General features: G+C 72.7%; 32 protein-coding genes. 21 read left to right on the top strand and 11 right to left on the bottom strand.

Going from position 1 to position 25,631, the window contains the following annotated elements; genetic code table 11:
• The first annotated feature begins 104 nt into the window (after nt 1–104).
• On the top strand, nt 105–779 hold the full coding sequence (locus tag J2X60_RS08805; RefSeq protein WP_309778050.1) for a TetR family transcriptional regulator C-terminal domain-containing protein: 675 nt from the start codon (nt 105–107) through the stop codon (nt 777–779).
• Nucleotides 780–798: 19 nt separating this feature from the next.
• On the opposite strand, the gene J2X60_RS08800 is transcribed toward J2X60_RS08805, so the two are convergent.
• From J2X60_RS08800 to J2X60_RS08790, 3 genes are all read right to left on the bottom strand, one after another.
• Nucleotides 799–2,304 (bottom strand): threonine/serine exporter family protein, encoded by a 1,506-nt coding sequence (locus J2X60_RS08800; protein WP_309887121.1) that lies wholly within the window; start codon nt 2,302–2,304, stop codon nt 799–801.
• Between the two features lie 52 nt (nt 2,305–2,356).
• On the bottom strand, nt 2,357–2,614 hold the full coding sequence (locus J2X60_RS08795) for a hypothetical protein (protein WP_309778052.1): 258 nt from the start codon (nt 2,612–2,614) through the stop codon (nt 2,357–2,359).
• Between the two features lie 160 nt (nt 2,615–2,774).
• Complete coding sequence (locus J2X60_RS08790) at nt 2,775–3,215, bottom strand: OsmC family peroxiredoxin (RefSeq protein WP_071303323.1); 441 nt, start codon at nt 3,213–3,215, stop codon at nt 2,775–2,777.
• Nucleotides 3,216–3,337: 122 nt separating this feature from the next.
• On the opposite strand from J2X60_RS08790, the gene J2X60_RS08785 reads away from it, so the two are divergent.
• Together J2X60_RS08785 and J2X60_RS08780 are read left to right on the top strand one after the other, a co-directional pair.
• Nucleotides 3,338–3,934 (top strand): DUF805 domain-containing protein, encoded by a 597-nt coding sequence (locus tag J2X60_RS08785; protein WP_309887120.1) that lies wholly within the window; start codon nt 3,338–3,340, stop codon nt 3,932–3,934.
• 41 nt (nt 3,935–3,975) lie between these two features.
• Nucleotides 3,976–5,019 carry an NAD(P)-dependent alcohol dehydrogenase gene (locus J2X60_RS08780; protein WP_309887119.1) on the top strand — a complete coding sequence of 348 codons (1,044 nt, stop codon included), beginning with the start codon at nt 3,976–3,978 and terminating at the stop codon, nt 5,017–5,019.
• Nucleotides 5,020–5,038: 19 nt separating this feature from the next.
• Here the strand turns inward: J2X60_RS08780 and J2X60_RS08775 are convergent, their stop codons facing one another.
• Nucleotides 5,039–6,931, bottom strand: coding sequence for a gamma-glutamyltransferase family protein (locus tag J2X60_RS08775; protein ID WP_309887118.1), 1,893 nt, complete (start codon nt 6,929–6,931; stop codon nt 5,039–5,041).
• 89 nt (nt 6,932–7,020) lie between these two features.
• On the opposite strand from J2X60_RS08775, the gene J2X60_RS08770 reads away from it, so the two are divergent.
• The 7 genes from J2X60_RS08770 to J2X60_RS08740 all read left to right on the top strand — a co-directional run bounded on the left by J2X60_RS08770 (nt 7,021) and on the right by J2X60_RS08740 (nt 11,392).
• A complete protein-coding gene (locus J2X60_RS08770) occupies nt 7,021–7,410 on the top strand; it encodes a metalloregulator ArsR/SmtB family transcription factor (protein ID WP_309887117.1) in 390 nt (129 codons plus the stop codon).
• On the top strand, nt 7,407–7,883 hold the full coding sequence (locus J2X60_RS08765) for an SRPBCC domain-containing protein (protein WP_309887116.1): 477 nt from the start codon (nt 7,407–7,409) through the stop codon (nt 7,881–7,883). Before J2X60_RS08770 ends, J2X60_RS08765 begins: the two co-directional genes overlap by 4 nt.
• Nucleotides 7,884–8,035: 152 nt before the next feature.
• Nucleotides 8,036–9,232: a peptidoglycan DD-metalloendopeptidase family protein gene (locus J2X60_RS08760; RefSeq protein WP_309887115.1), complete on the top strand. Its 1,197-nt coding sequence runs from the start codon at nt 8,036–8,038 to the stop codon at nt 9,230–9,232.
• Between the two features lie 63 nt (nt 9,233–9,295).
• Nucleotides 9,296–9,505, top strand: a complete 210-nt coding sequence (locus J2X60_RS08755) for a ribonuclease PH (protein ID WP_309778061.1) — start codon at nt 9,296–9,298, stop codon at nt 9,503–9,505.
• Nucleotides 9,502–9,903: a sigma factor-like helix-turn-helix DNA-binding protein gene (locus tag J2X60_RS08750; protein ID WP_309778063.1), complete on the top strand. Its 402-nt coding sequence runs from the start codon at nt 9,502–9,504 to the stop codon at nt 9,901–9,903. Before J2X60_RS08755 ends, J2X60_RS08750 begins: the two co-directional genes overlap by 4 nt.
• Before the next feature lie 38 nt (nt 9,904–9,941).
• Nucleotides 9,942–10,745 carry a sulfite exporter TauE/SafE family protein gene (locus tag J2X60_RS08745; protein WP_309887114.1) on the top strand — a complete coding sequence of 268 codons (804 nt, stop codon included), beginning with the start codon at nt 9,942–9,944 and terminating at the stop codon, nt 10,743–10,745.
• A complete protein-coding gene (locus J2X60_RS08740; protein WP_309887113.1) occupies nt 10,742–11,392 on the top strand; it encodes a DNA alkylation repair protein in 651 nt (216 codons plus the stop codon). Before J2X60_RS08745 ends, J2X60_RS08740 begins: the two co-directional genes overlap by 4 nt.
• 59 nt (nt 11,393–11,451) lie before the next feature.
• On the opposite strand, the gene J2X60_RS08735 is transcribed toward J2X60_RS08740, so the two are convergent.
• Nucleotides 11,452–11,820 carry a nuclear transport factor 2 family protein gene (locus tag J2X60_RS08735; RefSeq protein WP_070417224.1) on the bottom strand — a complete coding sequence of 123 codons (369 nt, stop codon included), beginning with the start codon at nt 11,818–11,820 and terminating at the stop codon, nt 11,452–11,454.
• 22 nt (nt 11,821–11,842) lie between these two features.
• Between J2X60_RS08735 and J2X60_RS08730 the strand changes: the two genes are divergently transcribed.
• Nucleotides 11,843–12,739: an aminoglycoside phosphotransferase family protein gene (locus tag J2X60_RS08730; protein ID WP_309887112.1), complete on the top strand. Its 897-nt coding sequence runs from the start codon at nt 11,843–11,845 to the stop codon at nt 12,737–12,739.
• 85 nt (nt 12,740–12,824) lie between these two features.
• Here J2X60_RS08730 and J2X60_RS08725 read toward each other — a convergent pair whose 3' ends face one another.
• On the bottom strand, nt 12,825–13,409 hold the full coding sequence (locus J2X60_RS08725) for a TetR family transcriptional regulator C-terminal domain-containing protein (RefSeq protein ID WP_309887111.1): 585 nt from the start codon (nt 13,407–13,409) through the stop codon (nt 12,825–12,827).
• Between the two features lie 51 nt (nt 13,410–13,460).
• Between J2X60_RS08725 and J2X60_RS08720 the strand changes: the two genes are divergently transcribed.
• A complete protein-coding gene (locus J2X60_RS08720; RefSeq protein ID WP_309778072.1) occupies nt 13,461–13,961 on the top strand; it encodes a GNAT family N-acetyltransferase in 501 nt (166 codons plus the stop codon).
• Here the strand turns inward: J2X60_RS08720 and J2X60_RS08715 are convergent.
• Complete coding sequence (locus J2X60_RS08715; RefSeq protein WP_309887110.1) at nt 13,945–14,271, bottom strand: hypothetical protein; 327 nt, start codon at nt 14,269–14,271, stop codon at nt 13,945–13,947. The two genes, J2X60_RS08720 and J2X60_RS08715, sit on opposite strands and share 17 nt — an antisense overlap.
• Before the next feature lie 54 nt (nt 14,272–14,325).
• Here J2X60_RS08715 and J2X60_RS08710 point away from each other — a divergent pair, with 54 nt between their 5' ends.
• Nucleotides 14,326–14,961: a TetR/AcrR family transcriptional regulator gene (locus J2X60_RS08710; protein ID WP_309887109.1), complete on the top strand. Its 636-nt coding sequence runs from the start codon at nt 14,326–14,328 to the stop codon at nt 14,959–14,961.
• Here J2X60_RS08710 and J2X60_RS08705 read toward each other — a convergent pair.
• Complete coding sequence (locus J2X60_RS08705; RefSeq protein WP_309887108.1) at nt 14,953–15,771, bottom strand: polysaccharide deacetylase family protein; 819 nt, start codon at nt 15,769–15,771, stop codon at nt 14,953–14,955. The genes J2X60_RS08710 and J2X60_RS08705 overlap by 9 nt on opposite strands.
• Before the next feature lie 338 nt (nt 15,772–16,109).
• Between J2X60_RS08705 and J2X60_RS08700 the strand changes: the two genes are divergently transcribed.
• From J2X60_RS08700 to J2X60_RS08680, 5 genes are all read left to right on the top strand, one after another.
• Nucleotides 16,110–17,303: a zinc-dependent alcohol dehydrogenase gene (locus J2X60_RS08700; RefSeq protein WP_309887107.1), complete on the top strand. Its 1,194-nt coding sequence runs from the start codon at nt 16,110–16,112 to the stop codon at nt 17,301–17,303.
• On the top strand, nt 17,303–18,340 hold the full coding sequence (locus J2X60_RS08695; RefSeq protein WP_309887106.1) for an NAD-dependent epimerase/dehydratase family protein: 1,038 nt from the start codon (nt 17,303–17,305) through the stop codon (nt 18,338–18,340). The genes J2X60_RS08700 and J2X60_RS08695 overlap by 1 nt, the downstream gene beginning before the upstream one ends.
• Nucleotides 18,341–18,416: 76 nt before the next feature.
• A complete protein-coding gene (locus J2X60_RS08690; RefSeq protein WP_309887105.1) occupies nt 18,417–18,722 on the top strand; it encodes an SHOCT domain-containing protein in 306 nt (101 codons plus the stop codon).
• 9 nt (nt 18,723–18,731) lie between these two features.
• Entirely contained in the window at nt 18,732–19,151 is a 420-nt protein-coding gene (locus J2X60_RS08685) for a DUF6314 family protein (protein WP_309887104.1), read from the top strand.
• Nucleotides 19,152–19,155: 4 nt separating this feature from the next.
• On the top strand, nt 19,156–19,821 hold the full coding sequence (locus J2X60_RS08680) for a pentapeptide repeat-containing protein (RefSeq protein WP_309887103.1): 666 nt from the start codon (nt 19,156–19,158) through the stop codon (nt 19,819–19,821).
• Here the strand turns inward: J2X60_RS08680 and J2X60_RS08675 are convergent.
• A complete protein-coding gene (locus tag J2X60_RS08675) occupies nt 19,806–20,795 on the bottom strand; it encodes an NAD(P)/FAD-dependent oxidoreductase (RefSeq protein WP_309887102.1) in 990 nt (329 codons plus the stop codon). The genes J2X60_RS08680 and J2X60_RS08675 overlap by 16 nt on opposite strands.
• 67 nt (nt 20,796–20,862) lie before the next feature.
• Here J2X60_RS08675 and J2X60_RS08670 point away from each other — a divergent pair, with 67 nt between their 5' ends.
• The gene (locus J2X60_RS08670) at nt 20,863–21,474 is read left to right on the top strand and encodes a helix-turn-helix transcriptional regulator (RefSeq protein ID WP_309778083.1); all 612 of its coding nucleotides are present in this window, start codon (nt 20,863–20,865) and stop codon (nt 21,472–21,474) included.
• Here J2X60_RS08670 and J2X60_RS08665 read toward each other — a convergent pair.
• On the bottom strand, nt 21,471–22,145 hold the full coding sequence (locus tag J2X60_RS08665) for a hypothetical protein (RefSeq protein ID WP_309887101.1): 675 nt from the start codon (nt 22,143–22,145) through the stop codon (nt 21,471–21,473). The two genes, J2X60_RS08670 and J2X60_RS08665, sit on opposite strands and share 4 nt — an antisense overlap.
• A 136-nt stretch (nt 22,146–22,281) precedes the next feature.
• On the opposite strand from J2X60_RS08665, the gene J2X60_RS08660 reads away from it, so the two are divergent.
• Nucleotides 22,282–23,253, top strand: coding sequence for a nucleoside hydrolase (locus J2X60_RS08660; RefSeq protein WP_309887100.1), 972 nt, complete (start codon nt 22,282–22,284; stop codon nt 23,251–23,253).
• 28 nt (nt 23,254–23,281) lie between these two features.
• Here J2X60_RS08660 and J2X60_RS08655 read toward each other — a convergent pair whose 3' ends face one another.
• Nucleotides 23,282–24,268: a LacI family DNA-binding transcriptional regulator gene (locus J2X60_RS08655; RefSeq protein ID WP_309887099.1), complete on the bottom strand. Its 987-nt coding sequence runs from the start codon at nt 24,266–24,268 to the stop codon at nt 23,282–23,284.
• 96 nt (nt 24,269–24,364) lie between these two features.
• On the opposite strand from J2X60_RS08655, the gene J2X60_RS08650 reads away from it, so the two are divergent.
• Entirely contained in the window at nt 24,365–25,630 is a 1,266-nt protein-coding gene (locus tag J2X60_RS08650; protein ID WP_092388203.1) for an extracellular solute-binding protein, read from the top strand.
• The last annotated feature ends 1 nt before the right edge of the window (nt 25,631 follow it).

The raw sequence follows: 25,631 nt of genomic DNA, 5'->3' as shown, positions 1-25,631 counted from the left end.
CCGACACCCGGACCGGGGATTCTGGTGTCCCCCGATCTCCGTTTGGATGGACCTGCCCCCAGGGGCGACACGGACAGGACGTCCGGGGACCGACGGAGGGCACGATGCTCGAACACACCAGCGCGGACACGCAGGCGGCAGCCGCCGCGGCCGCGACCCTGCACCTGCGGATCACGATCGTGGGTGCGACCGTCGACCTGCTGCGGGACGTGCCCTTCCACGAGGCCGACGCGGGACTCGTCGCCCAGCGACTGGGGATCACCGTCGAGGAGCTCCGGCAGCACTTCCCCTCGTGGGACGGACTCGTGCTCGCCGCCGTCGACCGGTGGAACGGCGGCCGCATGGACGAGGTCGCGCGCGAGGTCGGGGACGGCTCGACCGTCCAGCTCCTGCGCGGGATCGTCGCGTCGAACGCCGAGGACCCGGCGCTCATGCGGCTCCTCGTCGCGCTGCTCTCGGTCGCGGGCAACCCGGCGCACCCCATGGCGACGTACCTCCGGTCGCGCTACCAGCTCTTCTACGCGCAGATCAAGCGTGGCCTCGAGCACGACATCGCGGTCGGTCGGGCACCGCACACGATGGACCCGCGCCGAGGGGCCGAGCAGCTCATCGCGCTGTACGAGGGACTCCAGTTGCAGGCGTTGCTGCGGTCGGACCTCGACCTCGTGCCGGCGTTCGACCGGGCCGTAGCGCGGCTCGAGCGGGGCTGGATGGAGCGGTACGAGCCGCAGGCGGCCCGGCGGCTCTCGACGTGGAGCGACGGCGGCTGGGAGCTCTGACGCCGCGCGGCGGCGCCCGTCAGCGCGTGCGCGGCCCCCGCGGCACCGAGCCGTTGCCGGGGTCGTAGCCCGAGTCGCGGATGACCTTGATCGCCGTCGTGTCGTTGTGCACCGAGTGCACGACCACCCGCCGGGACCGCCGGAGCGCCCGCCGCGCCCCCGGCGTCGCCACGAGGCCGCCGAGGACCAGCCCCGCCCCGATCGCCAGCGCGACCGAGACCGCCGCGACGAAGTCCAGCGCGGCACTCGACGACCCGGACATGAAGTTGAGCAGCGCGTTCGACACCGCGACACCGGGCAGCAGGGCGCCGCAGAACGCCGGCACGGAGATCGCCGCCACCGCCGTCCGCATCCGCGCGGCCGCGATCGTCGCGAGGACGCCCAGCAGCACGGCGGCGAGGAACGTCGCACCGAGCAACGGGATGCCGAGCTCCCGGAGGCCCCGCAGCGCGGCACCGGCGGCGACCGAGAAGACCACCGCGACCGGGATCACCCGCGCGCTGGCCTGCTGCACGAAGCAGTTCGCCGCGGCCGACACCACGGTGAGCAGCAGTGACGCCCACAGCGGCAGCGTCTGCGTGACGATGCCGGACGGGTCGACCTCGATCCGGAGCCACCTCGTCACGGCGATGCCCGCGGGCACCCCCACCACGATCGCGGCGATGACGAGTCCGATGTAGAACGCCCGGGCCACCGCCATCGCACGGAACCCCGAGATCGCGTCCTGCGCCCAGGTGACGAGCGACGGGTGGGGGAGCAGGAGGACCACGAGCGCGGCCACCATCGTCGCCGCCTGCCCCGGGTGCAGCACACCCGCCCAGATCGCGAGGGTGCCGATCGCCGACGCCACCGCACCCTGCGCGCCGGACACGAAGAACTGGGGGAAGCCCCGACCGGTCAGCCACCGGCCCGAGACGATGATCCCGAGCATGAGCACGAAGGCGCCGAGTCCGGCACGCCAGCCGCCGCCGGCCTGCATCGCGATCGAGATGCCGAGGATCGACAGCCCCACGTCGGCCGTCCACCGCGGCCAGCGCGGCGGGAGCCGGAGCACCGCGACCAGGGCGCTCACGGCGGAGGTCATGTCCCGCTCGTCGTGCACGAGGTCGTCGACGATCTGGTTCGCCCGCGCGAGGCGGTCGAGGTCGGATCCGTCCGACTGCACCGTGCGGACCTTCACGAGCGGCGGGTGGTCGGCCGGTGCGTACTGGATCGTCACCGAGCTGCCGGAGAAGTCGAGGTCGAGCGGCGCCAGGTTCCACTTCGTCGACACCGCGACGACGGCCGTCTCGACGCTGCGGGTGTCCGCACCGGACGCGAGCATCACCTCGGCGAGGTCGAGGCAGAAGTCCACGATCTGCACCGGCGAGTACTGCTCGAGCGGTCGGGTGTCGGGGACGACCTCTTCGTAGATGGTGCCGCGGAGGCGTGCCCGGGCGTCGCGGATGTCGTGCTGCGCGAGGCTCCGGACGCGTGGCCGTGGTGGACGCCCGGGTCTGGCTCCGGGGAGGGACTGCTCGGCCATCACGCCATCGTGCCAGGCGCGCTCCGCCGAGTCCGGACGCGCGCTGAACGCCTCAGCGCGGGCGACGGACGCTCAGGCGGCCGGCGGCGAACGCGGAGACCACGGCGCCCACGACGACGAGCAGCTGCCCGACGACCCCCTGCCACGAGCTGGTCCCCGCGACGAAGGCGTAGTCCGACAGCGGGGCGTACGCGAACCACCCGAACGCGGCCGGCGGCGCGGAGGCCGCGACCACGAGTCCCGCGACCACGGCGACGAGCCCCGCCCAGAACGCGATGCCGGTCGGGGTGGCGAAGAGACGTCGGATCACGTCGGCCAGCGTACGTGGTGACCGACGGACGGGAGGCGCGGTGCCAGCCGGCACTCCTCCCTCGCAGGCTCGGTCGGCGCGCCCCGCGCAACGCTTCGCGTTGCCGCTGAGCGGGGCGCGCTCCCGTCCGTCACTGGGTGACGGCTCCTGCGTTGCTCGCCTACTGCTCGAACGTCGCGTGCAGCGTGATGTCGACGCCGGTGAGTGCCTTGCTGACGGGGCAGGTGGCCTTGGCGTCCTCGGCGGCCTTGAGGAAGGCCGCCTCGTCGATGCCGGAGACCTCGCCGTTCACGGTGAGGACGATGCCGGTGAGCTTGAACCCGCCCGCGCTGTCCGGGCCGAGCGAGACGTCGGCCTTGACGTCGAGGGCCTCGACCGTGCCGCCGGCCTCACCGAGGACGGCGGAGAACTGCATGGCGTAGCACGCGGAGTGCGCGGCGGCGATGAGCTCCTCGGGGCTGGTGGTGCCGTCGGCGTCCTCGGCGGCGCGCTTCGGGAACGAGACGTCGTACGTGCCGACCTTCGAACTGGAGAGCTCGACCTGGCCGGTGCCGTCCTCAAGGCCGCCGTTCCAAGCAGTGCGTGCGGTGCGCGTGGGCATGGCCGCTCCTTTCGTGTGGGGGATCGGTCCCGATCGGGACCGCCGACGCCGAGTCAATCAGAGAACGACCGTTCTCGCATCGGCTCTCGGGGAAGACGCAGGTCTGCCCTACGATCGGGCGCATGGGGGACAGTGTGACCGCGAGCTTCCGTGACCGCGTGCTCGAGCAGGGGCCGGTCGACGTGACGAACCCCGTCGTGGCGTGGGTGCGGTTCTGGACGCAGGGCTGGCGGTTCCACGGGCGGGCGAGTCGGACGGAGTTCTGGTGGGTCGTCGCCCTCGAACTGGCGCTGACCGCGGTCGCCCTGTGGATCGTCGGCGTGCACGGCACTGGTGGACGGTGGGAGCTGTACGCCGACCCGTTCGGAGCCGTCGCGTCGCCGCGCGTTTCCTTCGTCCTCGTCGACCAGGGGCACGGCGGCTGGTTCGGCTGGGGCACGGGCGCCCGGTCCGTCCGGCCGGACGCATGGGACCTGGCGCTGCTCGTCCCGGTGATCGTCACCCTCGTGCCGCGCTGGTCGCTGCTCGTCCGGCGCCTGCACGACCGTGACCACACCGGCGCGTGGATCCTGCTCCTGGTCCTCACGGGGCCGATCGGGTGGCTCGTGGTGACGGGCATGGTGGTCAGTCGATCGCGTCCGGGCGGGGCCCGCTTCGACCGCGGGCTCTTCTCCGGTCGTGCGGCGGTCCGGCCGGATGCACAACACGTGTCGCCCTGAACGACGGGTGTAATCTGGAGGGCGTTCAAAGGAGACCCACCATGCGCGCCGTCGTGTTCGAACAGTTCCAGACGTTCCCGTCCCTCACGGACGTCCCGAAGCCCACCCCGGGTCCGGGGGAGGTGCTCCTCAAGGTCGCCGGTGCCGGTGCGTGCCACTCGGACGTCGCCGTCTACCGCGAGTTCCAGGCGGGGCAGCCGGGCGCGCAACAGCCCCCGTTCGTCCTCGGGCACGAGAACTCCGGCTGGGTCGAGGAACTCGGCGACGGCGTCTCCGGCTTCACGGTGGGCGACGCCTACCTCGTCTACGGCCCGGTCGGCTGCGGGCACTGCTCGTACTGCTCGAAGGGGCAGGACACCTACTGCGAGAACGCCGCCACGAACCCGTACATGGGAATCGGCCTCGGGCGCGACGGCGGCATGGCGGAGTACGTCACCGTGCCGGCGCGCAACCTCGTGCCGCTCGGCGACGCCGACCCGGTCGCCGCCGCACCGCTCAGCGACGCGGCCCTCACGCCGTACCACGCGATCAAGAACTCCCTGCCGAACCTGGCGGGCGGCGGCAAGTACGCCCTCGTCGTCGGACTCGGCGGCCTCGGGCAGATCGCCGTGCAGATCCTCACGGCGCTCACCGGTGCGACCGTCATCGCGACGGACATGAAGCAGGACGCCATGGACCGCGCCGCTGCTCGCGGGGCGATCACCGTGCCGGGCGGCCCGGACCAGGCCGCTGCGATCCGCGAGATCACCGGCGGCCGCGGGGTGGACGCCGCGTTCGACTTCGTCGGGGCGACGCCGACGATCACGGTCGCCCAGGCGTCGATGGCCGTCGGCGGCCGGTTCACCGTCATCGGGATCGCCGGTGGCACCACCGAGTGGAACTTCTTCCGGACGCCGTACGAGTCGACCATCACGAACACGTACTGGGGCACCATCGAGGATCTGCACGAGGTCGTCGCGATGTACCGTGCGGGGCAGATCGTCCCCGACGTCGAGCGCTACGCCCTGTCCGACGCGCTCGAGGCGTACCGGAAGCTCGAGGCCGGCGAGCTCTCGGGCCGCGCGGTGGTCGTCCCGACGCTCTGACCCATTCGCCTCGGGGCGGTCAGCGTCCGGCGGCGTAGCCCTGCGCGCCCCGCGAGTTCGCCGCGGCGCCGAGCACACCGGTCGCGGGGTCCCGCGTCACGCAGGACAGTCGACCGAGCGCCCAGTCGCCCGCCCGGGTGACGATGTGCCCGCGCGCCTCGAGGCCGGCGATCACGTCATCTCCGAGGCGGTCCTCGACCACGAGTCCCGCCGGCTCCCACGTGCGCGGCCAGAAGGACCCCGGGAACGACGTCGTGTGCAGCGCGGGGGCGTCGATCGCCTGCTGCGGGGAGTACCCGCCGACGATCCACCGCAGCAGGAACAGCAGCTGCCACTGGTCCTGCTGGTCGCCGCCGGGTGAGCCGAGCGCGGCGACCGGTTCGCCGTCGCGGAGCACCAGCGTCGGGGTGAGTGTGGTGCGCGGGCGCTCACCGGGGCGCAGCGTCGACGCCGTGCCCGGTTCGAGCCAGGTCATCTGCAGCCGGGTGCCGAGGCAGAAGCCGAGCTCGGGGATCGTCGGGGACGACTGCAGCCAGCCACCGGACGGGGTCGCGCTGACGATGTTGCCCCAGCGGTCGACGACGTCGATGTGGCAGGTGTCGCCGCGAGTTTCGCCGTCCGGGGCGACGAACGGCTCACCGCGGTCCTCGACGGGAGCGGCGGGAGCAGTAGGCACGGCGGGTGCGGCAGCCGCGGCCGGGGTCCGGTCCCGAGCGACCTGCACGGTCGGTTCGCCGAGCCCCGCCGCGGCACCGGTCGCGTACGACGTCCGGACCGGCGGCATGGCGTGCACGACCCCGTCGACCGTCCCCGGACGCAGTTCGGCTGACGCACGCTCGCCGATCAGTGCCCGGCGCTCGTCGGTGTACGCGTCCGAGAGCAGCACGTCGAGGGGGACGTCACCGTCGCCGTAGAACGCCTCCCGGTCGGCCAGCGCGAGCTTCAGGGCCTCGGCGATCGTGTGCGCGCCGAGCTCGGTCGACGGGTCGAGCCGGGCGTCGTCGAGCGGTTCGAGCAGCCGGAGGGTCTGCAGGAGCGCCGGGCCCTGACCCCACGGGCCGGTCTTCGCGATCGTGCAGCCGCGGAACTCCGCCGTCGTCGCGGGTTCGTAGGACGCCCGGAACGCGGCGAGGTCCGACGCCCGGATCACCCCGGCGTGGTCGGTCCCGGACGCGTGCCGGTGCGGTTCGCGCACGAACCGGTCGATCGCCTCGGCGACGAAGCCCTCGGCCCACTCGCCGCGGGCGGCGTCGATGCGGGCGGTCCGGGTGTCGGCGCCGGCACCGGCGGCGACGAGCCGCTCGAACACCGAGGCGAGCGCCTCGTTGCGCACCAGTTCCCCGGGGACGGGCACCGCGCCTCCTGGCATCCACTGCGCTGCGGAGGTGGGCCAGTGCTGCCGGAACAGGTCCTGCACGGCGGTGATCGTCCGGACCACCGCGGGTGTGACGGGGTGGCCGTCGCGTGCGTAGCCGACCGCCGGTGCGAGCACGTCCGCGAGCTCCCACGTGCCGTGGTCGCGGAGCAGCAGGAGCCAGGCGTCGACGGCGCCGGGGACCGTGGCGGCGAGGGCACCGGAACCGGGGACGAGGTCGAGGCCCTCGGCGCGGTAGTGCTCCGGCGTCGCGCCGGCCGGGGCTGGACCCTGCCCGACGAGCACCGTCGGCGTGCGATTCGTGGCGGTGGCGAACACCGCGGTGAGGTCGCCTCCGGGGCCGTTCAGGTGCGGTTCGACGACCTGCAGGACGAACGCCCCCGCGACCGCTGCGTCGAAGGCGTTCCCGCCGCGCTCGAGGACGGACTGTGCCGTGGCGGTCGCGATCCAGTGCGTGGCCGCCGCCGTGCCGAACGTGCCGCGGATGTCCGGGCGGGTGGGGTGTGCGGTGGGCGGCGTGAACGCGGGGTTCGGCATGCGTCCATCTTCCCCTTGCGCCGAGGTCGGCGTGCGTCCATACTGAACCCAACGGTTAATTAACCGCAGGGTTCACCGAGGAGGCGACGATGGAGACCGACCGCACCGACGCCGTCCTGTCGGCGCTCGCCGACCCCATCCGCCGCCGCATCGTCGAACGCCTCGGCAGGGGCGAAGCCACCGTCACCGACCTCTCGGCACCGTTCGACGTCAGCGCGCCGGCGATCTCCCGGCACCTCGGCATCCTCGAACGCGCCGGCCTCATCACCCGCGAACGGCACGGCACCTGGCGCACGTGCCGCCTCCGGCAGGAGGCCGTCGACGAGCTCGGCACCTGGGTGGGCCGGTTGCGGCCCGACTGGGATCGCCGGTTCGACAGCCTGGAGGCGCTGCTCGCCTCCCAGCGACCGCCCACCCCGGTGGGCGGCGCGTCCACCGCACGCACCGTTCCGCCCGTCGACCACCAGGAGCAGTCATGACCGAACAGTTCACCGCCCACGCCACGCACCGGTTCGCGTACCCCGTCGCGGACGTCTACCGCGCCTTCGTCGACCCCAGCCTGCTCGCGCTGTGGTTCGGGCCGCTCGGCTTCCACGTCCCGGCAGCCACCGTCGAGGTCGACGCCCGGGCCGGCGGGGCGTGGAACCTGACGATGGTGAGCAACGACGACCCCGAGTGGACGTCGCCGGTGACCTCGGTGCTCGAGCAGATCGAGGAGAACCGCATCATCGTCGGCACCTCGACCGCCCAGGGGATCCCCGGGATCGAGGACGGGACGCCGCTGTCCCTCACGCTCGAGTTCGCCGAGGACGGCGACGGCACGATCGTCACCCTCACCCAGGGCCCCTTCCCCGAGGTCATGCGCGACATGAACATCGCCGGTTGGACGCAGTCGTTCCACAAGCTCGAGGCGCTCCTGGGGTCGCCGAAGGAGTTCCTCCAGGCCCCGTGACGACCGCCGTTGCCCCCGGAACTGGGGTTGTCCGGTCCGGGCAACGGGGTTGTGGACTCGTCACGAAAAGGTGACCATCGTTCGGCGGCGTGTCGAGAGCACGTCGCCGAACGGCCGCGCAGGGGCTCGGCCGGTTCCAGATCAGGGGTTCCATGACCAGCACACCGTCCTCCGTCGCGCACGCACGCCGACTCCCTCGACTCGCCGCCGCGGTCGTGGCCATCGCCGTCGTCGCCGGCGGTGTCGTCGGGATCGCCGAACCGGCGTCCGCCGCCGTCGTCCACAAGGGCTCCGTCCCGGCCGGCACGACGCTCCAGCCCGGGGACTCGGTGACCTCGCCGAACGGGCAGTTCCGGCTGATCCTGCAGGGCGACGGCAACCTCGTCGAGTACGGCGTCGGGAACCAGGTGCTCTGGGCCTCGAACACCTCGAACCAGCCCGGCGCGATCGTGACGATCGGCCGCAACCGGGCCGTCGACCTGCTGCGGGGTGGCAAGCGGATCGTCCGCTGGGCCTCGGCCGGCACCGCGCAGTCCACGTCGTTCGCCGTCCGCGCCGACGGCACGATGGGGCTCTACTCCGGCAAGACCGCGATCGTGAACTGGACGAGCCAGCAGGGCACCGTCCCCGCCGGCAACTCGATCTACTCCGGCACCGTGCTCAGCTCCGACACCAGCGGTGCCCGTCGCCTCACCATGCAGGCCGACGGCAACCTCGTGCAGACGGTGAACCGCAAGGTCGTCTGGCAGTCCGGCACCGCCGGCCACAAGGGCGCGTGGGCCGAGCTCCGCAAGGACGGCAACTTTGCCGTCGTCGGACGCGACGCCGCCCAGAAGAAGGTCACGCTCTGGAACTCGCGGACCGGCACGGCCGGCGCCGGCACGCTCATGGTGCAGGTGGACGGCAACGTCGTGCTCTACGGCGGCAAAGACACCCGCGTCTGGTCGACGAAGCCCGTCACCGGCTTGATGTGGCCGGTCGCGAGCACGAAGATCTCCGGGCGCTACGGCGACGACCGCGGGGCCGGACACGTCCCGCGCTACCACCAGGGCGCTGACGCCCCGGTCGCGGTGGGCACGCCCGTGTACGCCTCCGGGACCGGCACCGTGACGAGCACCGTCGCGAACAACGCCTCGTACGGCAACTACATCGTCGTGACCTACGGCAACGTCACCGTGCTCACGGCGCACCTCAGCAAGATCGAGGTCAAGCAGGGGCAGATCGTGTCCGTGCGGAGCGAGATCGGGCGGTCCGGGAACACCGGGCAGTCGACGGGGCCGCACGTGCACGTGGAGACGCGGCGGGCGGGGTCGCTCTTCGATCCGTTGACGCTGCTGCACTTCCGCTGACGCCGGCCGCTCGTGTCGTCTAACGCGCTTGACGTGATGCGTCAAGGGCGTTAGACATACGCTGTGAAGCGTCAGGCGGTCCTCAAACGAATCAAGATCGCCGCGCGCAGAGCAGGCCTGGATCATCGCGAGATCGAGCTGACCAACCACACGGGTGTGATCGTCGGGAGTACTCGGAGCACGATCGGGCGGCACACCGAGATCGCAGACGGCACTGCGCGAGCGTTCTTCAAGCAGTTCGAGCAGGAGCGCGGAAAGGGGTGGTGGCGATGACCTACACGTCACACGCGCACCGAGACGGCGGTTGGTGGGTCGTGCAGAACGACCAGCACCCGGGTGCCATCTCGCAGGTCAAGCGACTCGACCTCGCCGCCGCAGCGCAGCGCGAGGCGATCGCCTTCGTGGCGGACGTCGACCAGGCGGACGTCGTGGTCGTCATCCGCGCTGAGCTCGAGCCGGCTCTCGCCCGATCCCTCGAAGAAGCGACCGCGCTCCGGGCAGAGGCCGAAGCCAAGGAAGCGCGTGCGCTCTCCCTCCGCCGGGCGATCGCCGTGGCGTTGCAGGGTGACGGCATGACGTTGCGCGACATCGCAGTCGTGCTCGGCGTCTCGTACCAGCGCGTGCACCAGCTGGTGCACGAGGACGACTCTGCGGTGGCGGTCGCCTCCTGACGGCCGAGCCGTTCCTCCAGCGCCGTAGGGTTGTCGGGATGGAGAAGCGCGGCGGCCGGGTGCTCGTGTTGGTGGCGATCGGGGTGGTCGCGGGGGTGCTCTCCGGCCTGTTCGGCGTCGGCGGCGGGGTCATCGTCGTGCCGGCGCTGATGGCGTTCCTCCACCTCGACCAACGTCGGGCCTCGGCGACGTCCCTCGTGGCGATCGCTCCCGCGGCCGTCGTCGGTGCGATCACCTACGCCGTGCAGGGCGAGGTGCACTGGCTCGCGGCCCTGACCCTGGCGATCGGCAGCGTCGTCGGGGCCCCGATCGGCGCGCGGCTCCTCCGTGCGCTCCCGCTGCGGGTCCTGCCATGGATCTTCGTCGGGTTCATCGCGGTCGTGCTCGTCTCGCTGTTCACGACGGTGCCGACGCGTGGGGGCGACGTGCACTTCGGAGTCGTCGAGGCGATCGTGCTCCTGCTGCTCGGGCTGCTCTCGGGCGTGCTGTCGGGGCTCGTCGGGGTCGGCGGCGGGGTCGTCATCGTGCCGGGGCTCGAGGTCGTCCTCGGCGCGGGCGACCTGCTGGCGAAGGGCACCTCGCTGCTCACGATGGTGCCGACGTCGGTCTCCGGCACGGTGGCGAACCTCCGCCGCCGTGCGGTGGAGCTGCGCGTCGGCCTCACGATCGGCATCACGGCCGCGATCTGCTCTCCAGGAGGCGCGTGGATCGCCCGCCTCGTCGATCCGCAGGTGGGCACCTGGCTCTTCGCCGCGTTCCTCGTGGTGATCGCGGTGATCGTCCTGCGCCGTGGGCGCCGGGCCGTGCCGCGGAACGAGGCGACGGACGGGGAGGTCGCGTGACGCGCCTCCAGGCCGGTGGTGGACGGAACCCGGCGGATGCGGAGGCCGTGCTCGCGGCGTTCGCACGGACGACCGGTGACGTGCCGGCGGCGCGACGCGTCGCGCGGCAGTTCGCCGACCTCGACGAGGGCGAGCGGTCCGCGCTGCTCTGGAGCGAGGACGCGGGGTCACGGCTCGTCGCGGTCCTCCTGATGGTGCAGGCGATGCGGGAGCACCCGGACCCGGAGCTGACCGACGAGTACCTGTCGGCGGCGAAGGCGGAGCGCTTCGACGACACCGTGCTGGTCGACCTCGGGGCGGAGGAGCTCGTGGGCGCCCCGCTCGTCGGCGGCTCGACCGGACCGCTGTTCGCGCTCGTGAAGTCCGACGTGGCGATGGTCCGGCGGATCGCTCTGGTCGCGACCCTGGCGTTCGTGAAGCAGGGCGACGCCGAGGTGCCGCTCGCCATCGCGGGGCGACTCGTGCGGGAGCGGAGCGACACCGTGCAGTCGGCACTCGGGTGGGTGCTGCGCGAGACCGGCAAGCGGGCGTCGGAGGACGCGCTCGTGGTGTTCCTCGAGCGGCAGGGGCGGTTCCTGGGCCCGGCGGCACGGGCGACGGCGACCGAGCACCTGCCGGCGGCTGAACGCGACCGGTTGCGCGGCTGAGGCGACCGGCTGCGCGGCTAGCGCGGCCGTCGGCCCTCAGTCGGACGCGGCGCGTGTCCTCAGTCGGACTCGGTGGGCTCCGCGAAGAACGTCGTGAGCGACACGACGACACCGTCGCGGACCTCGACGACGTCGATCCCGCGCACGGCGGGCGCCCCGACCGGGCCGAAGCCCCACGCGAGTGCGCCGTGCGTCTCCGAGACGTAGCGACGCCCCTCCTCGACGAACTGGAAGGCGCCGGGCACGGTCTCGAGGAGCTCGGCGGCCTTCTGCTCGAGGGCGTCCCAGCCGACGGCGGTGCCCTCCGGGTCGGTGAAGGTCACGTCGGGGGAGTACGTCCGCTCGATCGCGGCACGGCGGGAGGCGGCGTCGCGGTTCCCGAAGACGTCGTGGAGGTTCGCGGTCAGCAGCTCGGACACGGTGGCCATGCCCGGAGCCTAGCCTGGGGGCATGCACACCGAGGTGCCCCGACCCCGCATCGATGCCGCACTCGTGGAACGGCTCGTGGCCGCGCAGTTCCCGCAGTGGTCCGGGCTGCCCGTGCGCGAGGTCGATCCGCAGGGTTGGGACAACCGCACCTACCGGCTCGGCAGCGAGCTCGCGGTCCGGCTGCCGAGCGCCGCCGGGTACGTAGCGGCGGTCGAGAAGGAGCAGCGGGTGCTGCCCTACCTCGCGTCGCGGCTCGACGTCCCGGTGCCGGAACCCGTCGGACTGGGCGTCCCCGCCGACGTGTACCCGTTCCCGTGGTCGGTCCGGCGCTGGATCGACGGCACGGTCGCGCTCCGGGCGACGGACCTCGACCGAAGGGTCTTCGCCGCCGACGTCGGCGCGGTGCTCCGGCAGCTCCGGGCCGTGCCGGCCGGGGACGGGCCGGTCGCCGGAGCGCACTCGTTCCACCGGGGAGCGCACCCCTCGCACTACGCGGACGAGGTGGTGGCGGCGCTCGACACGCTCGGGGACGCCGTCGACCGCGGAGCCTGCGAAGCGGTCTGGGACGCTGCGACGGCCTCGGTCTGGCACGGGCCCGCCGTGTGGTTCCACGGTGACGTCGCCCCGGGCAACCTGCTCGTCGGCGCGGACGGTCGGCTCTCCGCGGTGATCGACTTCGGCACGTGCGGCGTCGGCGACCCGGCGTGCGACCTCGTCCTCGCGTGGACGTTCCTCGACGGCGATGCCCGCCGGGAGTTCCGTGACGCGGTGGGTCTCGACGGCGACACGTGGGCGCGTGCTCGGGGCTGGGCGCTCTGGAAGGCGCTCATCATGCTCGCGGGGAGTTCCGGGCCGGGGGACCGGAGTGAGCACGAGGCGGTGCTGCGGGCGGTCCTCGACGATCCGGTCGCGGTCTGAGCTGCGCGTCACGCAGCCGGACCGACCCGCGCAGCCCGGCCCACCCGAGCAGCCGGACCTCCCGGCGGGGTCGGGGCCGGCGGGACTAGGGCGTCAACACCGCGTCCAGCACGAGGTCGAGCGCCGCGAGCTGTCGCTCGGGCGTCCACCGCTCCGGGTCGCCCGCGGCCAACGCGGTGATCCCCTCGACGGTCGCGGCCAGGGCAGCCGCGCGGTCGTCACACACCGCACCCGTGAGGCCGGTCGCGAGCGCGAGCAGTCGAGCGAGTCGCTCGGCGAAGGAGCGGCTGTTCGTCACGTGCCGATCACGCAGCACCGGGTCACCGAGCGCGGCGGCGAGGAACGCGACCCACGCCCGTGCCTCGGCGAGGCGTCCGGCATCGACCGCGAGTGCGCCGCCGGCCACGGCCCGCACTGCCGACGCCGCATCCGGGGCGTCCGCCTCGAGCGCGTCGGCACGGACCCTCGTGCGGTCGTGCAGGACGTCCCGGGCGTGCAGGAGGAGGGCGCGCTTGTCGGGGAACGTGTGGAGGACGAGCCCCGTCGTGCACCCGGCGCGTTCGGCGACCGCACGGAGCGTCAGGCCCGTCGGACCGAGGTCGGCGAGGGTGGTGAAGACGGCCTCGGACAGCCGGGTCCGCTGGGCGGCGTCGTCTCGGGTCCGGGGCACACGGGAAGCGTAACAGGTGTTACCGTAACGATCGTTACCGAAAGGATCGCCATGCGCTGGACCATCACGACCGTCCCGTTCGACCACCCGGATGCCGACCGGCTCCGACGAGCGCAGCGGCAGGAGCTCGACGCGCGGTACGGAACAAGCGACCACGAGCCCGGCGTCCCGCCGACCGCGGCCGACGTTCCGGTGTTCGTCCTGGCGCGTGACGAGCGAGGCTCCGCGATCGCCTGCGGCGGACTCCGGCCGCTCCCGGACCACGTCCTCGGTGCCGGGGTCGTGGAGGTCAAGCGGATGTACACGGCGCCGTCCGCTCGGGGGACCGGTGTGGCGACGGCGGTGCTCCGGCGGCTCGAGCGGGAAGCAGTGCGGGCGGGCGCAGGCTCGGTGGTCCTCGAGACCGGCACGGCGCAGCCCGACGCGATCCGGTTCTACGAGCGCGAGGGGTACACGGCGATCCCGCTCTTCGGCGCCTACGCCGGATCGACGAACTCGGTGTGCTTCGGTCGGCGACTCGACGCGGTCCCCGAGGTCAGCGCCGTGGACTGATGGGCGTCTCGGCCAGGACGACGTCCGGGTCCATCGGGATGCCTCCGAGGATCCGGGGTGCGCCCTCGTGCCAGGCGACCTCCACGCCGGCGGCCCGGAGTCCGGCGACGCTCAGGTCGATCCGGAGCAGTGGGATGGACAGGTCGGCGTAGCGCTCGGTCACGATCGCACCGACCTCCGCAGGGGTGGTCACACGGACGTGGTCGCCGGGTTCGAGTGGCACGTTCCGAGTCGCGACCTCGTACACGCCGAACCCGCGGCTCATCTCCCAGTCGTCGGCGATCGCCACGTGGCAGATCACGTCGTCCATTGCGCATCCTCTCCTAATGAAACGCCAACGTATCATTACCGGTACACTCGGACCATGGGCAAGCGAGGGCGACCGACCGCGGACGAGCGTGCTGCACGCGACGAACGGGTGATCGACGTCGCGACCGACCTCTTCCTGGCGCACGGCTTCGCGGACGTCTCGCTCGACCGCGTCGCCGCGGCGGCCGAGGTCACGAAGCGGACGATCTACACGGCCTTCGGCGACAAGGCGGCCCTGCTCCGGGCGGTCGTCCAGCGGCACCACGGGTACCGCGACGACGCGCACCCCGACCTCGAATCGACCGCGACCGCCGTGGTCGAGGCGTTGCTCTCGGACCGTGCGGTCGCGCTGCACCGGCTGGTCATCGCCACGGCCGTCAGCTCGCCCGAACTCGCACGGGGCTTCCACGAGGCAGGCCCGCTCACGGCGCAGGCCGCGCTCGTCCGCGCCGGTGCGGACCCGGGCGAGGCGGAATCGCTCTTCACGCTGCTCCTCGGGGAGCGACACCGTCGGCGACTGCTGGGGCTCGAACCCGCGCCGACCGCTGCCGAGGCCCGCACCGCCGCCCGTCGCGCGCTGGCACGCACCGGAGCAGGACCCGGGATCACGGCCACCCGGCACGACCCCGCCAACCCCGCCGATCCCGGCGCCCCCGATCCCGGTCCCGCGCGGGGTCCGAGGTCAGCGTGAGAACACGTCGTCCAACGTGTACGTCCCCAGCCGACGCTGCCGGACGAGCGCGCCCAGCCGGGGGAGCGCGTCGATCGTCCCCGGGAAGTTCGCGTGCCCGATCACGATCCGGCCCGGCGTGAACCACTGGTCCGCGAACCCGACGATCTGCCCGGCACCGATGTCTCCGGAGTCCGCGAGCGTGCCGTACCAGAGCAACGGCGTGGTGTAGCCGACCCGAGCGGCCACCGCGTCGACCCGGGCGTCGTGGTACCCGAACGGCGGCCGGAAGTACGGGCGCGCGTCGACGCCGAACGTGCGCTCGATGAACTCGTGGTTGCGCGTGAGTTCGTCCTCGATGGCCTGCTCGCCGAGCTTCGTCAGCGCCGGGTGGTCCCAGGTGTGGTTGCCGATCTGCACCTGCCCCGACTCGACGAGGGGCCGGAGCGCGTCGGCGTGCTCCGTCCAGGAGGGCCGCGCCCCGTTCACGAAGAACGTCAACCGGGTGCCGGTCGCGGCGGCGAAGCGGGCGTAGGCACCGACGACGTCGGAGGACGCTCCGTCGTCGACGGTCCACGCGATCCCGGGCGTCCCCGCCGGCAGTCCGGTCACGGTGCCTGCCGGGAGCGTCGTCCTCGAGATCGTCGGCTGCACCCACGTCGGTGTCGGCGTCGGAGTGGGCGTCGGCGTCGGGGAACGCGTCGGGGTCGGTGGGTGCGTCGCGACGGCCTCCCGTCGTGGTCCGGTCGGCGAGCAGGCGGAGAGCGCCCCGGCGGCGAGCAGGGCGCCCGCTCCGGCGAGCAGGAAGCGGCGGGTGGTGCGGTGGTCCATCGGCACCAGCTTCGGTCGACCGGCCGGTCGGGCGCATCGGCTGGCGGGACGATCCGGTTGGCCGGTCGGCCACCTGGCGCGAGCACGGGACTGCGCACGGCGACGACGAGTGCGCACGGTGGACGGCGCGCAGACGTCGTTCCGATGCGCACCTCCGGCAGGCGGCTGACGCGGGACCCGGGGTCGCCGCGGGCGGGCCAGGAGGCGCGGCTCGCGTCCGCCACGGAACGCGCTGACCGGACGGGGCTGGGAACGCACCACGGGGTGGGCGGGTACCGACGTGGGGAGACGAGCCGCGCCTCCTGGCCGGCCCGAAGCGACCACGAGAGGAACGCGACGTGCGCGCACTGACCTGGCAGGGCACCGAGAAGGTGTCCGTCGAGACCGTCCCCGACCCGACCATCCAGGAGCCGACCGACGCGATCGTACGGATCACCTCCACGGCGATCTGCGGCTCCGACCTGCACCTCTACCGGGTGCTCGGCCCCTACATCGACAAGGGCGACGTCCTCGGCCACGAGCCGATGGGCGTCGTCGAGGAGGTCGGCTCCGCCGTCTCGAACCTCAAGGTGGGCGACCGGGTCGTCATCCCGTTCAACATCTCCTGCGGCCACTGCTGGATGTGCCAGCACGGCCTGCAGTCGCAGTGCGAGACCACCCAGGTGACCGAGTACGGCACCGGTGCTGCGCTGTTCGGCTACACGAAGATGTACGGCCAGGTCCCCGGCGGACAGGCCGAGTACCTCCGCGTGCCGCACGCCGACTACGGGCCCATCGTCATCCCGGACGACGGCACGCCCGACGACCGCTGGCTGTTCCTCAGCGACATCCTGCCGACCGCCTGGCAGGCCGTGCAGTACGCCGACGTGCCCGAGGGTGGGACGCTCGCGGTGCTCGGCCTCGGTCCGGTCGGACAGTTCGCCGCCCGCATCGGCGCGCACCTCGGCTACCGGGTGCTCGCCGTCGACCCCGAGCAGGTCCGCCGCGACCTGGGGGCGAAGCACGGTGCCGAGGTGTTCGACCTGACGAAGGACGTCGTGCCGCAGCTCATCGACCTGACCGACGGTCGCGGTCCCGACGGTGTCGTCGACGCGGTCGGCATGGAGGCGCACGGCAACCCGGTCGCCGGGTTCGCGCAGCGCGCCGCCGGACTCCTGCCCGACGCGATCGCGCAGAAGGCCATCGAGGTCGCCGGTGTCGACCGGCTCGCCGCCGTGCACGCGGCGATCGACCTGGTCCGCCGCGGCGGCACGGTCTCGCTGAGCGGTGTCTACGGCGGTCGAGCGGACCCGATGCCGATGTTCACGCTGTTCGACAAGCAGATCACCGTCCGCGAGGGACAGTGCAACGTGAAGCGCTGGATCGACGACATCATGCCGCTCGTGCAGGACCCGTCAGACCCGCTCGGCACGCTCGACCTGACGACCCACCGGGTCTCGCTCGAGGACGCCCCGCACATGTACGAGGTGTTCCAGAAGAAGGAGGACGGCTGCGTGAAGGTCGTGCTCGACCCCGCACTGGCCGCCGCCTGATGCGGATCGTCGTCGTCGGCGCGACCGGCAACCTGGGGACCGCCGTGCTGCGGCGGCTGGCAGCGGTCCGTGCCGAGGGCGCCTCCGTCGAGGTCGTCGGGGTCGCCCGGCGGCTGCCGGACCTCCGTGCCGAGCCGTACGGGACGGCCGTCTGGCACGCCGTCGACATCGGCGCCCCGGACGCGGTCGATCAGTTGGCCGCCGTGTTCCGGAGTGCCGACGCGGTGATCCACCTCGGCTGGGCCCTGCAACCGACGCACGACATCCCGGCGCAGTACCGGACGAACGTGACCGGGACCGCCAACGTCCTCGAGGCCGTGGCGCGCGTCGGCGTCCCCCAGGTCGTCGTCGCGTCGTCCGTTGGTGCGTACCGCGGGGTCGACGTGGACGGCAAGCGGACGCCCGTCGACGAGGAGTTCCCCGTCACCGGCATCCCGACCGCCACGTACTCGATCCACAAGGCCGAGAACGAGGCGGCGATGGACGCCTTCGCCGCTCGCCACCCGGACGTCGTCGTGACCCGGCTCCGCCCCGGCCTGGTCTTCCAGCGCAGCGCCGCCGCCGAGCTCCGCGGACTGTTCCTCGGACGACTCGTGCCGATGTCGATCGTCCGGTGGATCCGCTGGGCGGTCCTGCCGTTGCCGCTGCCGTTCGTGTTCCAGGCCGTGCACGCCGACGACGTCGCCGATGCCTTCTGGCGCGCGATCGACCGACGTGCCGGCGGGGCGTTCAACATCGCTGCCACACCCGTGCTCAACCCGCCGAGGATGGCGCGGGCGTTCGGGATGCTCGGGGCGGTCCGGGCGCCGATGTGGCTGATCCGCGGGCTCGTCACGCTCACGTGGCGGTTGCGGTTGCAGCCGACGGACGCCGGGTGGGTGGACATCGCGGCCCAGGTGCCGATCATGCGGACCGACCGGGCGCGGTCGGTGCTCGGATGGGAGGCGCGGCACACTTCCGAGGAGGCCTTGCGCGAGCTCGTGGCCGGGTTCGCGGACGGGGCGCGGGTGCCGGGGTCGGCGCCGTTGAGCGGGTGAGGGTGGCCCCTTCGCGGGGCAGCGTGCGGTGGCCCGCGCGGGCTACGATCGCACCACCAGTCCACGAGGGGGCCCGATGATGTTCGCGATGCTGTCCAGCCCGATGGCCTCCGTCGAGTTCGAGGGGCCGGACGTCTCGCAGTTCGCCGCCGAGACCCACAACCCGCTCGTCCCGCCCGTCTACGACCTCGTGTGGAGCGTCGTGACGGTGCTCGTCGTGGTGGCGGTCGTGGTCACGGTCGTGCTCCTCGTCCGACGTGCTCGACGTGCGCCGGGACCCCCGCTCGAGCAGCGGCTCGCCGAGCTCGACGACCTGCTCGCCCGCGGCGTCATCTCCGACGAGGAGCACCGCACCGCCCGCACCGAGGCTCTCCGCGGCTAGCCTGGGCGGGTGCTGCAGCCCATTGACCTGCTCGGGGAGTGGACCCTGCGCCGCACGGTCCACGACCGGCGTGCCGGGGTCGCCGGCCTCGTGACCGGGACGACCACGCTGACGCGTGCGGCCCCGGACGAGGTCCGTTGGGACGAGACCGGCACGATGGCCTTCGACGGGCGGACCGTCCCCGTGGCACGGACGCTCCGGGTGCGCCGGGGCCCGGACGACCGCTGGACCGTGCACTTCGCCGACGGCCGGGTGTTCCACGACTGGGTCTGGGGATCGGCGGTGTCGCACGCGTGCGCGCCCGACGACTACTCCGGGGTGCTCGCCGGGGACGCCGAACGGTGGACGGTCCGGTGGGAGGCGCACGGCCCCGCGAAGGACTACGTCCTCGACAGCACGCTGCGACGTCGGTCCCACGCGGCAGACTGAGCGCATGCCCCGCAGCTCCGGTACCGACGCCCCGCGCATCACCCTGACCGAACCGACGGACCTCGACGACTGGACGCCCGGTCCTGGCGACGTCCTCACGGGCGACCGGATCGAGGGGAAGCGCATCGACGTGTTCGACCTCGCGGGGGAGCGGCTGCCGGACCTCGAGATCGAGGAGTCGGTGATCGGCACCCTCCGGGTCGACGGCGCCGACCTCCGGGGACTGCGCGTGCGTGACTCGGTCGTCGAGACGCTCGACGCGCCGGTGCTCCGGGCGTCGAGCAGCTCCTGGCGCGAGGTCCGGATCGCCGGCGGTCGCATCGGTTCCGCCGAGCTGTACGACGCGGGGTTGAACGGCGTCGAGTTCGTCGGGATGAAGCTCGGGTTCGTGAACCTCCGCGGCTCGACGCTCACCGACGTGGTGTTCCGCGACTGCGTCGTCGACGAGCTGGACATCGCCGACGCCCGACTGCTGCGGGTGTCGTTCGAGGGGACGAGGATCCGCGCGGCCGAGGGCTCGAACACCCGGATCGAGCACGTCGACCTCCGGGGCGCCGACCTCGACCGGGTGGAGCGGCTCGAGGGGTTCCGCGGCGCGACGATCGCCGCCGACCAGCTGTACACGCTCGCGCCGCTCCTCGCTGCCCAGGCGGGCTACCGCGTCGACTGACCCGCCGGCGCGGACGCGGTCGCCAGCGCGCGCGCCAGGTCAGCCTGCACGAGGTCGCCGTGCACCGCCGCGCCCGCCTGCGTCCCGGCCGCCGCCGACGCGATGACGGTCGCCATCGGCGCCGCCACGTTCCCGGCCGCGTACACGCCCCGCACGCTCGTCTGTCCGGCGGCGTCCACCGTCAGGGCACTCGCGTACCGGTGGTCTCCCATGAACTGATCGGTGGCCTCGAGCCCGAGTCCCTCGAGGAACCCGATGCGCGCCTCCGCCGTGCTCGCCGCGGCCAGGGCGTCGAGCGCCACGAACTCGCCGGACACCAGCGAGACGCCGATGAGCCGATCACCGTCGGACACCACGTCGCGCACCGGTCCCGTCACGACCCGGACACCGCGGGCGGCAAATCCGGTCAGGGTGGTGTCGTCGACGAGCGCCGGGTCCGTGACGAAGGCCGTCACGTCCTCGCTCAGCGCGCGGAACATGAGCACCTGGTGCGCCCCGATCGGCGACGTCACGAGCACGCCGATTCGCTGGTCGCGGATCTCCCACCCGTGGCAGAACGGGCAGTGCACGACACCGCGCCCCCACTGCTCGGCGAGGCCCGAGACCGCCGGCAGGACGTCCACGGCGCCGGAGGCGACGACCAGCCTGCGTGTCGCGACGACTGCGCCCGACTCCAGCGTGACCGAGAAGCCGACCGGGTCGACACCGTCACCGTCCGTGGCGGACGCGGCCACGATCCTCCCGGTCGTCACCTCGACGCCGTAGGCGGCCACCTCGTCGCGGCCGACAGAGCCGAGCTCCGCTGGCGAGGCGCCCTCGCGCCCCAGGTAGTTGTGGACCCCCTCGGCGCGGGCGTTCCGCGGCTCGCCGGAGTCGACGACGAGCACGGACCGTCGCGAACGGCCGAGGACGAGTGCTGCTGACAGGCCGGCGGCTGCTCCGCCGACCACGATGACGTCGTAGTGATCACGCATGCCTGCATCCTGCGGATCCGTGCGCGCAAACGGCAAACATCCTTGCCGGTCTGGCAACATGGTCGGCATGGCGACGGATCGGGAGGAACGGATCACCCCGCGCACGACGGCTGAGGTCGTCGACGGGGTCGGCCCACGACTGCGCGCGCTGCGGACGCGCCGTGCCGTCACGCTCGCGGCGCTCGCCGCCGAGACCGGGATCTCGGTGTCGACGCTGTCGCGGCTCGAGTCGGGCCAGCGGAAGCCCACGCTCGAGCTCCTGCTGCCGCTCGCGCGGGCGTACCAGGTGCCCCTCGACGACCTGGTCGGGGCGCCGAGGACCGGGGATCCGCGGGTGCACCTCGCGCCGGAGCGGCACGGCGGCCGGGTGGTGGTGCCGCTCACCCGACGGACCGGCGGCGTGCGCTCCTTCAAGCAGCTGATCCCGCCGGAGCCCGCGAACACCGATCGGTCCCTGCGGACGCACGAGGGCTACGAGTGGCTCTACGTGCTGTCCGGACGGCTCCGGCTGCTCCTCGGCGACCGTGACTTCGACCTCGGGCCGGGCGAGGTCGTCGAGTTCGACACGCACACGCCGCACTGGGTCGGGAACACCACGGACGAGGTGACCGAGGTGCTGTGCCTGTACGGGCCGCAGGGCGAGCGGGCGCACATCCGATCGCGGCCTGCCGACCGCTAGAAGACGTGTGCGATCACGTCGTCGAGGAGACCCGACGTCGGCGTGTTCGACTGCTGGACGTGGATGCCGACGTCGCCGCGCGTGTAGTACGTGTCGCCGTCGGTGACCGGGTACTGGCTGTTCTGCGTGATCTTCTGGCAGCGGTACCCGTAGCCGTCGAGGGAGCAGTCGTACCCGGACAGTGCCGACTTCAGGTGCGGGTACGCCTTGGTCGAGTCGACGGTCGCGACCCGGATCGACAGGAACGAGATGTCCGCCCGCGGGTCCTTCCAGACGCAGTAGAGCTGCTTGCCGTCCGGCTGGAGCACCGGGGTGAGGTCGTCCTTCGGCACCACCACCGGGTTCCCGACGACGTTCGGGTCGTTCAGCGGGGACCCCGCGAACGAGGAGTCCCACTTGCCCGCCGTGATGAGCGCCGTGCACGAGTCCGGGATCCGGCCGGCGTCGTCGTCGACCCCGGGCACCGGGGTGATCGTCGAGGTCGGACGCGGGGTCGAGCCCGGCGTGGTCGGGGAGGCGCTCGGAGTGGACGTCGTACTCGAAGCCCCCGGCGACGTCGTCCCGGTCGGGGCGGAACCGGTGCCGGTCGTGCCCTGGGCGCACCCGGTGAGCGCCAGCCCGGTGAGCGCGATCGCGATGGCCGTGGTCCCCGTGGTCCTGTTCCGTCGCATGTGATCCCCCTGGTGCAGCCGTCTCGGGCCGGTCAGCGGCCCACTGCCGACGGTAGTCGTGCAGGTCTCCGGTCGATCCCGATCGTCATCGGATCGTGTCCTCGGCGGTTCCGGGCGGCGATGGGAGGATGACCGGGTGACCACGCCCACCGTCCCGCTCTTCCTCGACTGCGACACCGGCGTCGACGACGCCCTCGCCCTCACCTACTTGCTCGACGTCCCGCACGTCGACCTCGTCGGCATCGGTACGGTCTCCGGCAACACCGACGCGGCGACGGCGGCCGTCAACACGGCGGCGCTGCTGGCCCTGTGCGGCCGGACCGTGCCCGTCGCGGTCGGCGCGCACGACCCGATCGGCGGCTCGTACGGCGGCGGCGCACCGCACGTGCACGGGGCGAACGGCATCGGCGGGGTCGACCTCCCGCCGGGTGTCGCGGCCGCGGAGGACCCCGCCGCCGAGCTCCTCGTCCGGCTGGCCCGTGATCACGCAGCCGGTGACCGGAAGCTCGACGTCCTGGCCATCGGCCCGCTGACGAACCTCGCCGTCGCGCTCGAGGCCGAGCCGCGTCTGCCGGAGCTCGTCGGCACGGTGACGATCATGGGCGGTGCCGTGTGGGACGCGGGCAACGTGTCGCCCACCGCCGAGGCGAACGTCCACAACGACGCCGAGGCCGCCAGGCGGGTCCTCCGCGCGGGATTCGACCTCGTGCTCGTGCCGCTCGACGTCACCCGGCAGCACCGTTTCGACGACGCCGATGCCGACCGGTTCACGGCGGCCGGCGATCCGCTCCGGCTCGCGCTCGGCACGATGCTGCGCAGCTACGTCGACTTCTACGAGTCGGTCGACCACGTCCGTCGCGCACCGCTCCACGACCCGCTGGCGGCGGCCATCGCGGCGGGCGAGGTCGAGCCCACCGTCCGGACCACGCCGCTCGACGTGGTGGTCGGTGGGGCTGAGCACGGTCAGACGGTCCCCGCCGCGGACGGGCCGGCGGTCCGTGTCGTGGTGTCGGCCGACGACCGTGCGGCGGACGTCATCCGCGAGCGCATCCTCCACGTCGGCACGGTGTCGAACGGGTCGGTCGGGCGCGACGGCGTCGGTCGGTAGCGCAGCGGCAGGGCGTGGTCGCGCGGTCTCAGCTCCGCCAGACCACCCGCGGAGCCAGCAGGCGGTGTCCGGTCGACGCGGGCAGGACGGTCCGACCGGTGCCCATGAGCAGCTCGATCGCGGCCGCGGCGACCTCGACCAGGGGCTGCTCCACGCTGGAGATGCCCACCGCCTCGGCCACCGGGGTGTCGTCGTAGCCCACCACCGGCACCGCCGCCCCGAGCGCGAACCGGGCTCCGAGGGCGAGGGTGTCCGACGCACAGACGAGCGCGTCGAACCCGGCGCCGTCCTCGACCGCCGCCGCGACCGTGCCCGTGGCCGCGGTGACGTCGTCCTCGCACGTGAGCCCGGGGTCGTCGGGCAGCCCGGCCGCGCGCATCGCGTCCCGCCAGCCCCGTCGGCGCTCGTCACCCTGTCCGGACGGGCTCGGCCAGCCCAGGAACCCGATCCGGCGGTGTCCCTGCGCCACCAGGTGCTCGGTCGCGACGTGCACGCCCGCGTACCCGTCGACGTCGACCCAGGGGTGCGGCGCGGCGTCCATGTCCGGCAGACCCCACGGCCGGCCGAAGGTCACGAAGGGGATGTCCCGGGCGCCGAGCCACGCCGCGCGGGGATCGCCGTGGAACGTCGAGGTGAGGACGAACCCGTCGACGTCCGAGCCCTCGACGAGGCGTTCGATGTGTGCGAGTTCGTCGTCGACGTCGGTGGCGGTGAAGAGCAGGATGCGCATCCCGCGCAGGTCGGCACACTCGACGAGCGCGTGCAGGAAGCGGTCGAGCACGGCGCCGGAGATGCCGTGCACCGGTTCAAGCCGGACGCCGAGCGTGGAGCTCTGGCGGGTGCGGAGCCGACGGGCGGATGCGTGCGGCCGGTACCCGAGGTCGTCGATGGCGGCCCGGACCCTGGTGAGCGTCGCGGGGCGGACGACCTCGGGCCGGTTCAACGCGTTCGACACCGTCTGCCGTGAGACGCCCGCGGCGAGGGCGACGTCGGCGACGGTGGCGGGATGCGACATGGGGTTCACCGTAGCGCCTCGCAGGTGTATGGTCGACTCGTTTGATCGATCAAATTTGAACGATCGAAGTATTGCACTCGACGAGGAGTCCCCCTGATGCAACGACGCACAGCACGCATGCTGACCGCGGGAGCGATGGCGCTCACCGCAGCTCTGACCCTCTCCGCCTGTGGCTCCGGCTTCTCGAGCTCGGGCGGCAACGGTTCCGGCGGTGGCGCCGCGAAGCTCACCTCGAGCGACGACCCCCTCACCGTCCTCATCGGCTCGTCGGGCGACGCCGAGACCGCCGCCGTGAAGAGCGCCGCCGCCGCGTGGTCGAAGTCCTCGGGCACCGGCGCGACGGTGCAGCCGGCGAACAACCTCGACCAGCAGCTCGCCCAGGGCTTCGCGGCCGGCAAGCCCGCCGACGTGTTCTACGTCAGCACGTCGTCCCTCGCCGGGTACGCCGCGAACGGCTCGCTGTTGGCCTACGGCGACCAGCTCGAGGACACGAGCGACTTCTACCCGACGCTCACGAAGTCGTTCACCGTGGACGACCAGCTCTACTGCGCGCCGAAGGACTTCTCCACCCTCGCGCTGTTCATCAACACGAAGGACTGGAAGGCAGCCGGGCTGACCGACAGCGACGTCCCGACCACCTGGGACCAGTTGCGGACGGTCTCCGAGAAGCTCACCCGCGACGGACGGGTCGGACTCACGACCAGCCCGCAGATCGAGCGTCTCGGGGCGTTCATGACCCAAGCCGGCGGTGCCCTGACGAACAGCGCCCAGACGAAGGCGACCGTCGACTCGGCCGCGAACGTCGAGGCCCTCGACTACGTGAAGGGCCTGCTCGACGACGGCTCGATGAAGTTCTCGAGCGACCTCGGCGAGAGCTGGGGAGGTGACGCGTTCGGCAAGGACAAGGCCGCGATGACCATCGAGGGCAACTGGCTCACCGGGGCGATGTCGTCGAGCTACCCGAGCGTTGACTACAAGGTCGTCGCCCTGCCGAAGGGCCCGAAGGGTGCCGGCACGCTGCAGTTCACGAACTGCTGGGGCATCGCGAAGGACTCCCCGAACCAGAAGGCAGCGCTGTCCTTCGTCGAGAAGATGACGAGCACCGACCAGCAGCTCGCGTTCGCGAAGGCGTTCGGTGTGATGCCCTCGGTCGAGTCGGCCGCCGGCACCTGGAAGCAGGAGTACCCGCAGTACGCCGCGTTCCTCGACCAGGCGGACGCCGCCCAGGGCCTGCCGAACGCGTCCGGGACCGCCGACGTGATCGCCGACTTCGACTCGAAGCTCGGCAGCCTCAGGACGACCGACACCAAGACCCTGCTCGAGGGCGTCCAGAAGAACATGGCCGCCGCGCTGAAGGGCTGAC

This window comes from Curtobacterium sp. 320 (assembly GCF_031455235.1).
Lineage (GTDB): Bacteria > Actinomycetota > Actinomycetes > Actinomycetales > Microbacteriaceae > Curtobacterium.
The sequence above is the reverse complement of the archived record's forward strand: the minus strand, read 5'-3'. Positions and strand labels throughout refer to the sequence as shown.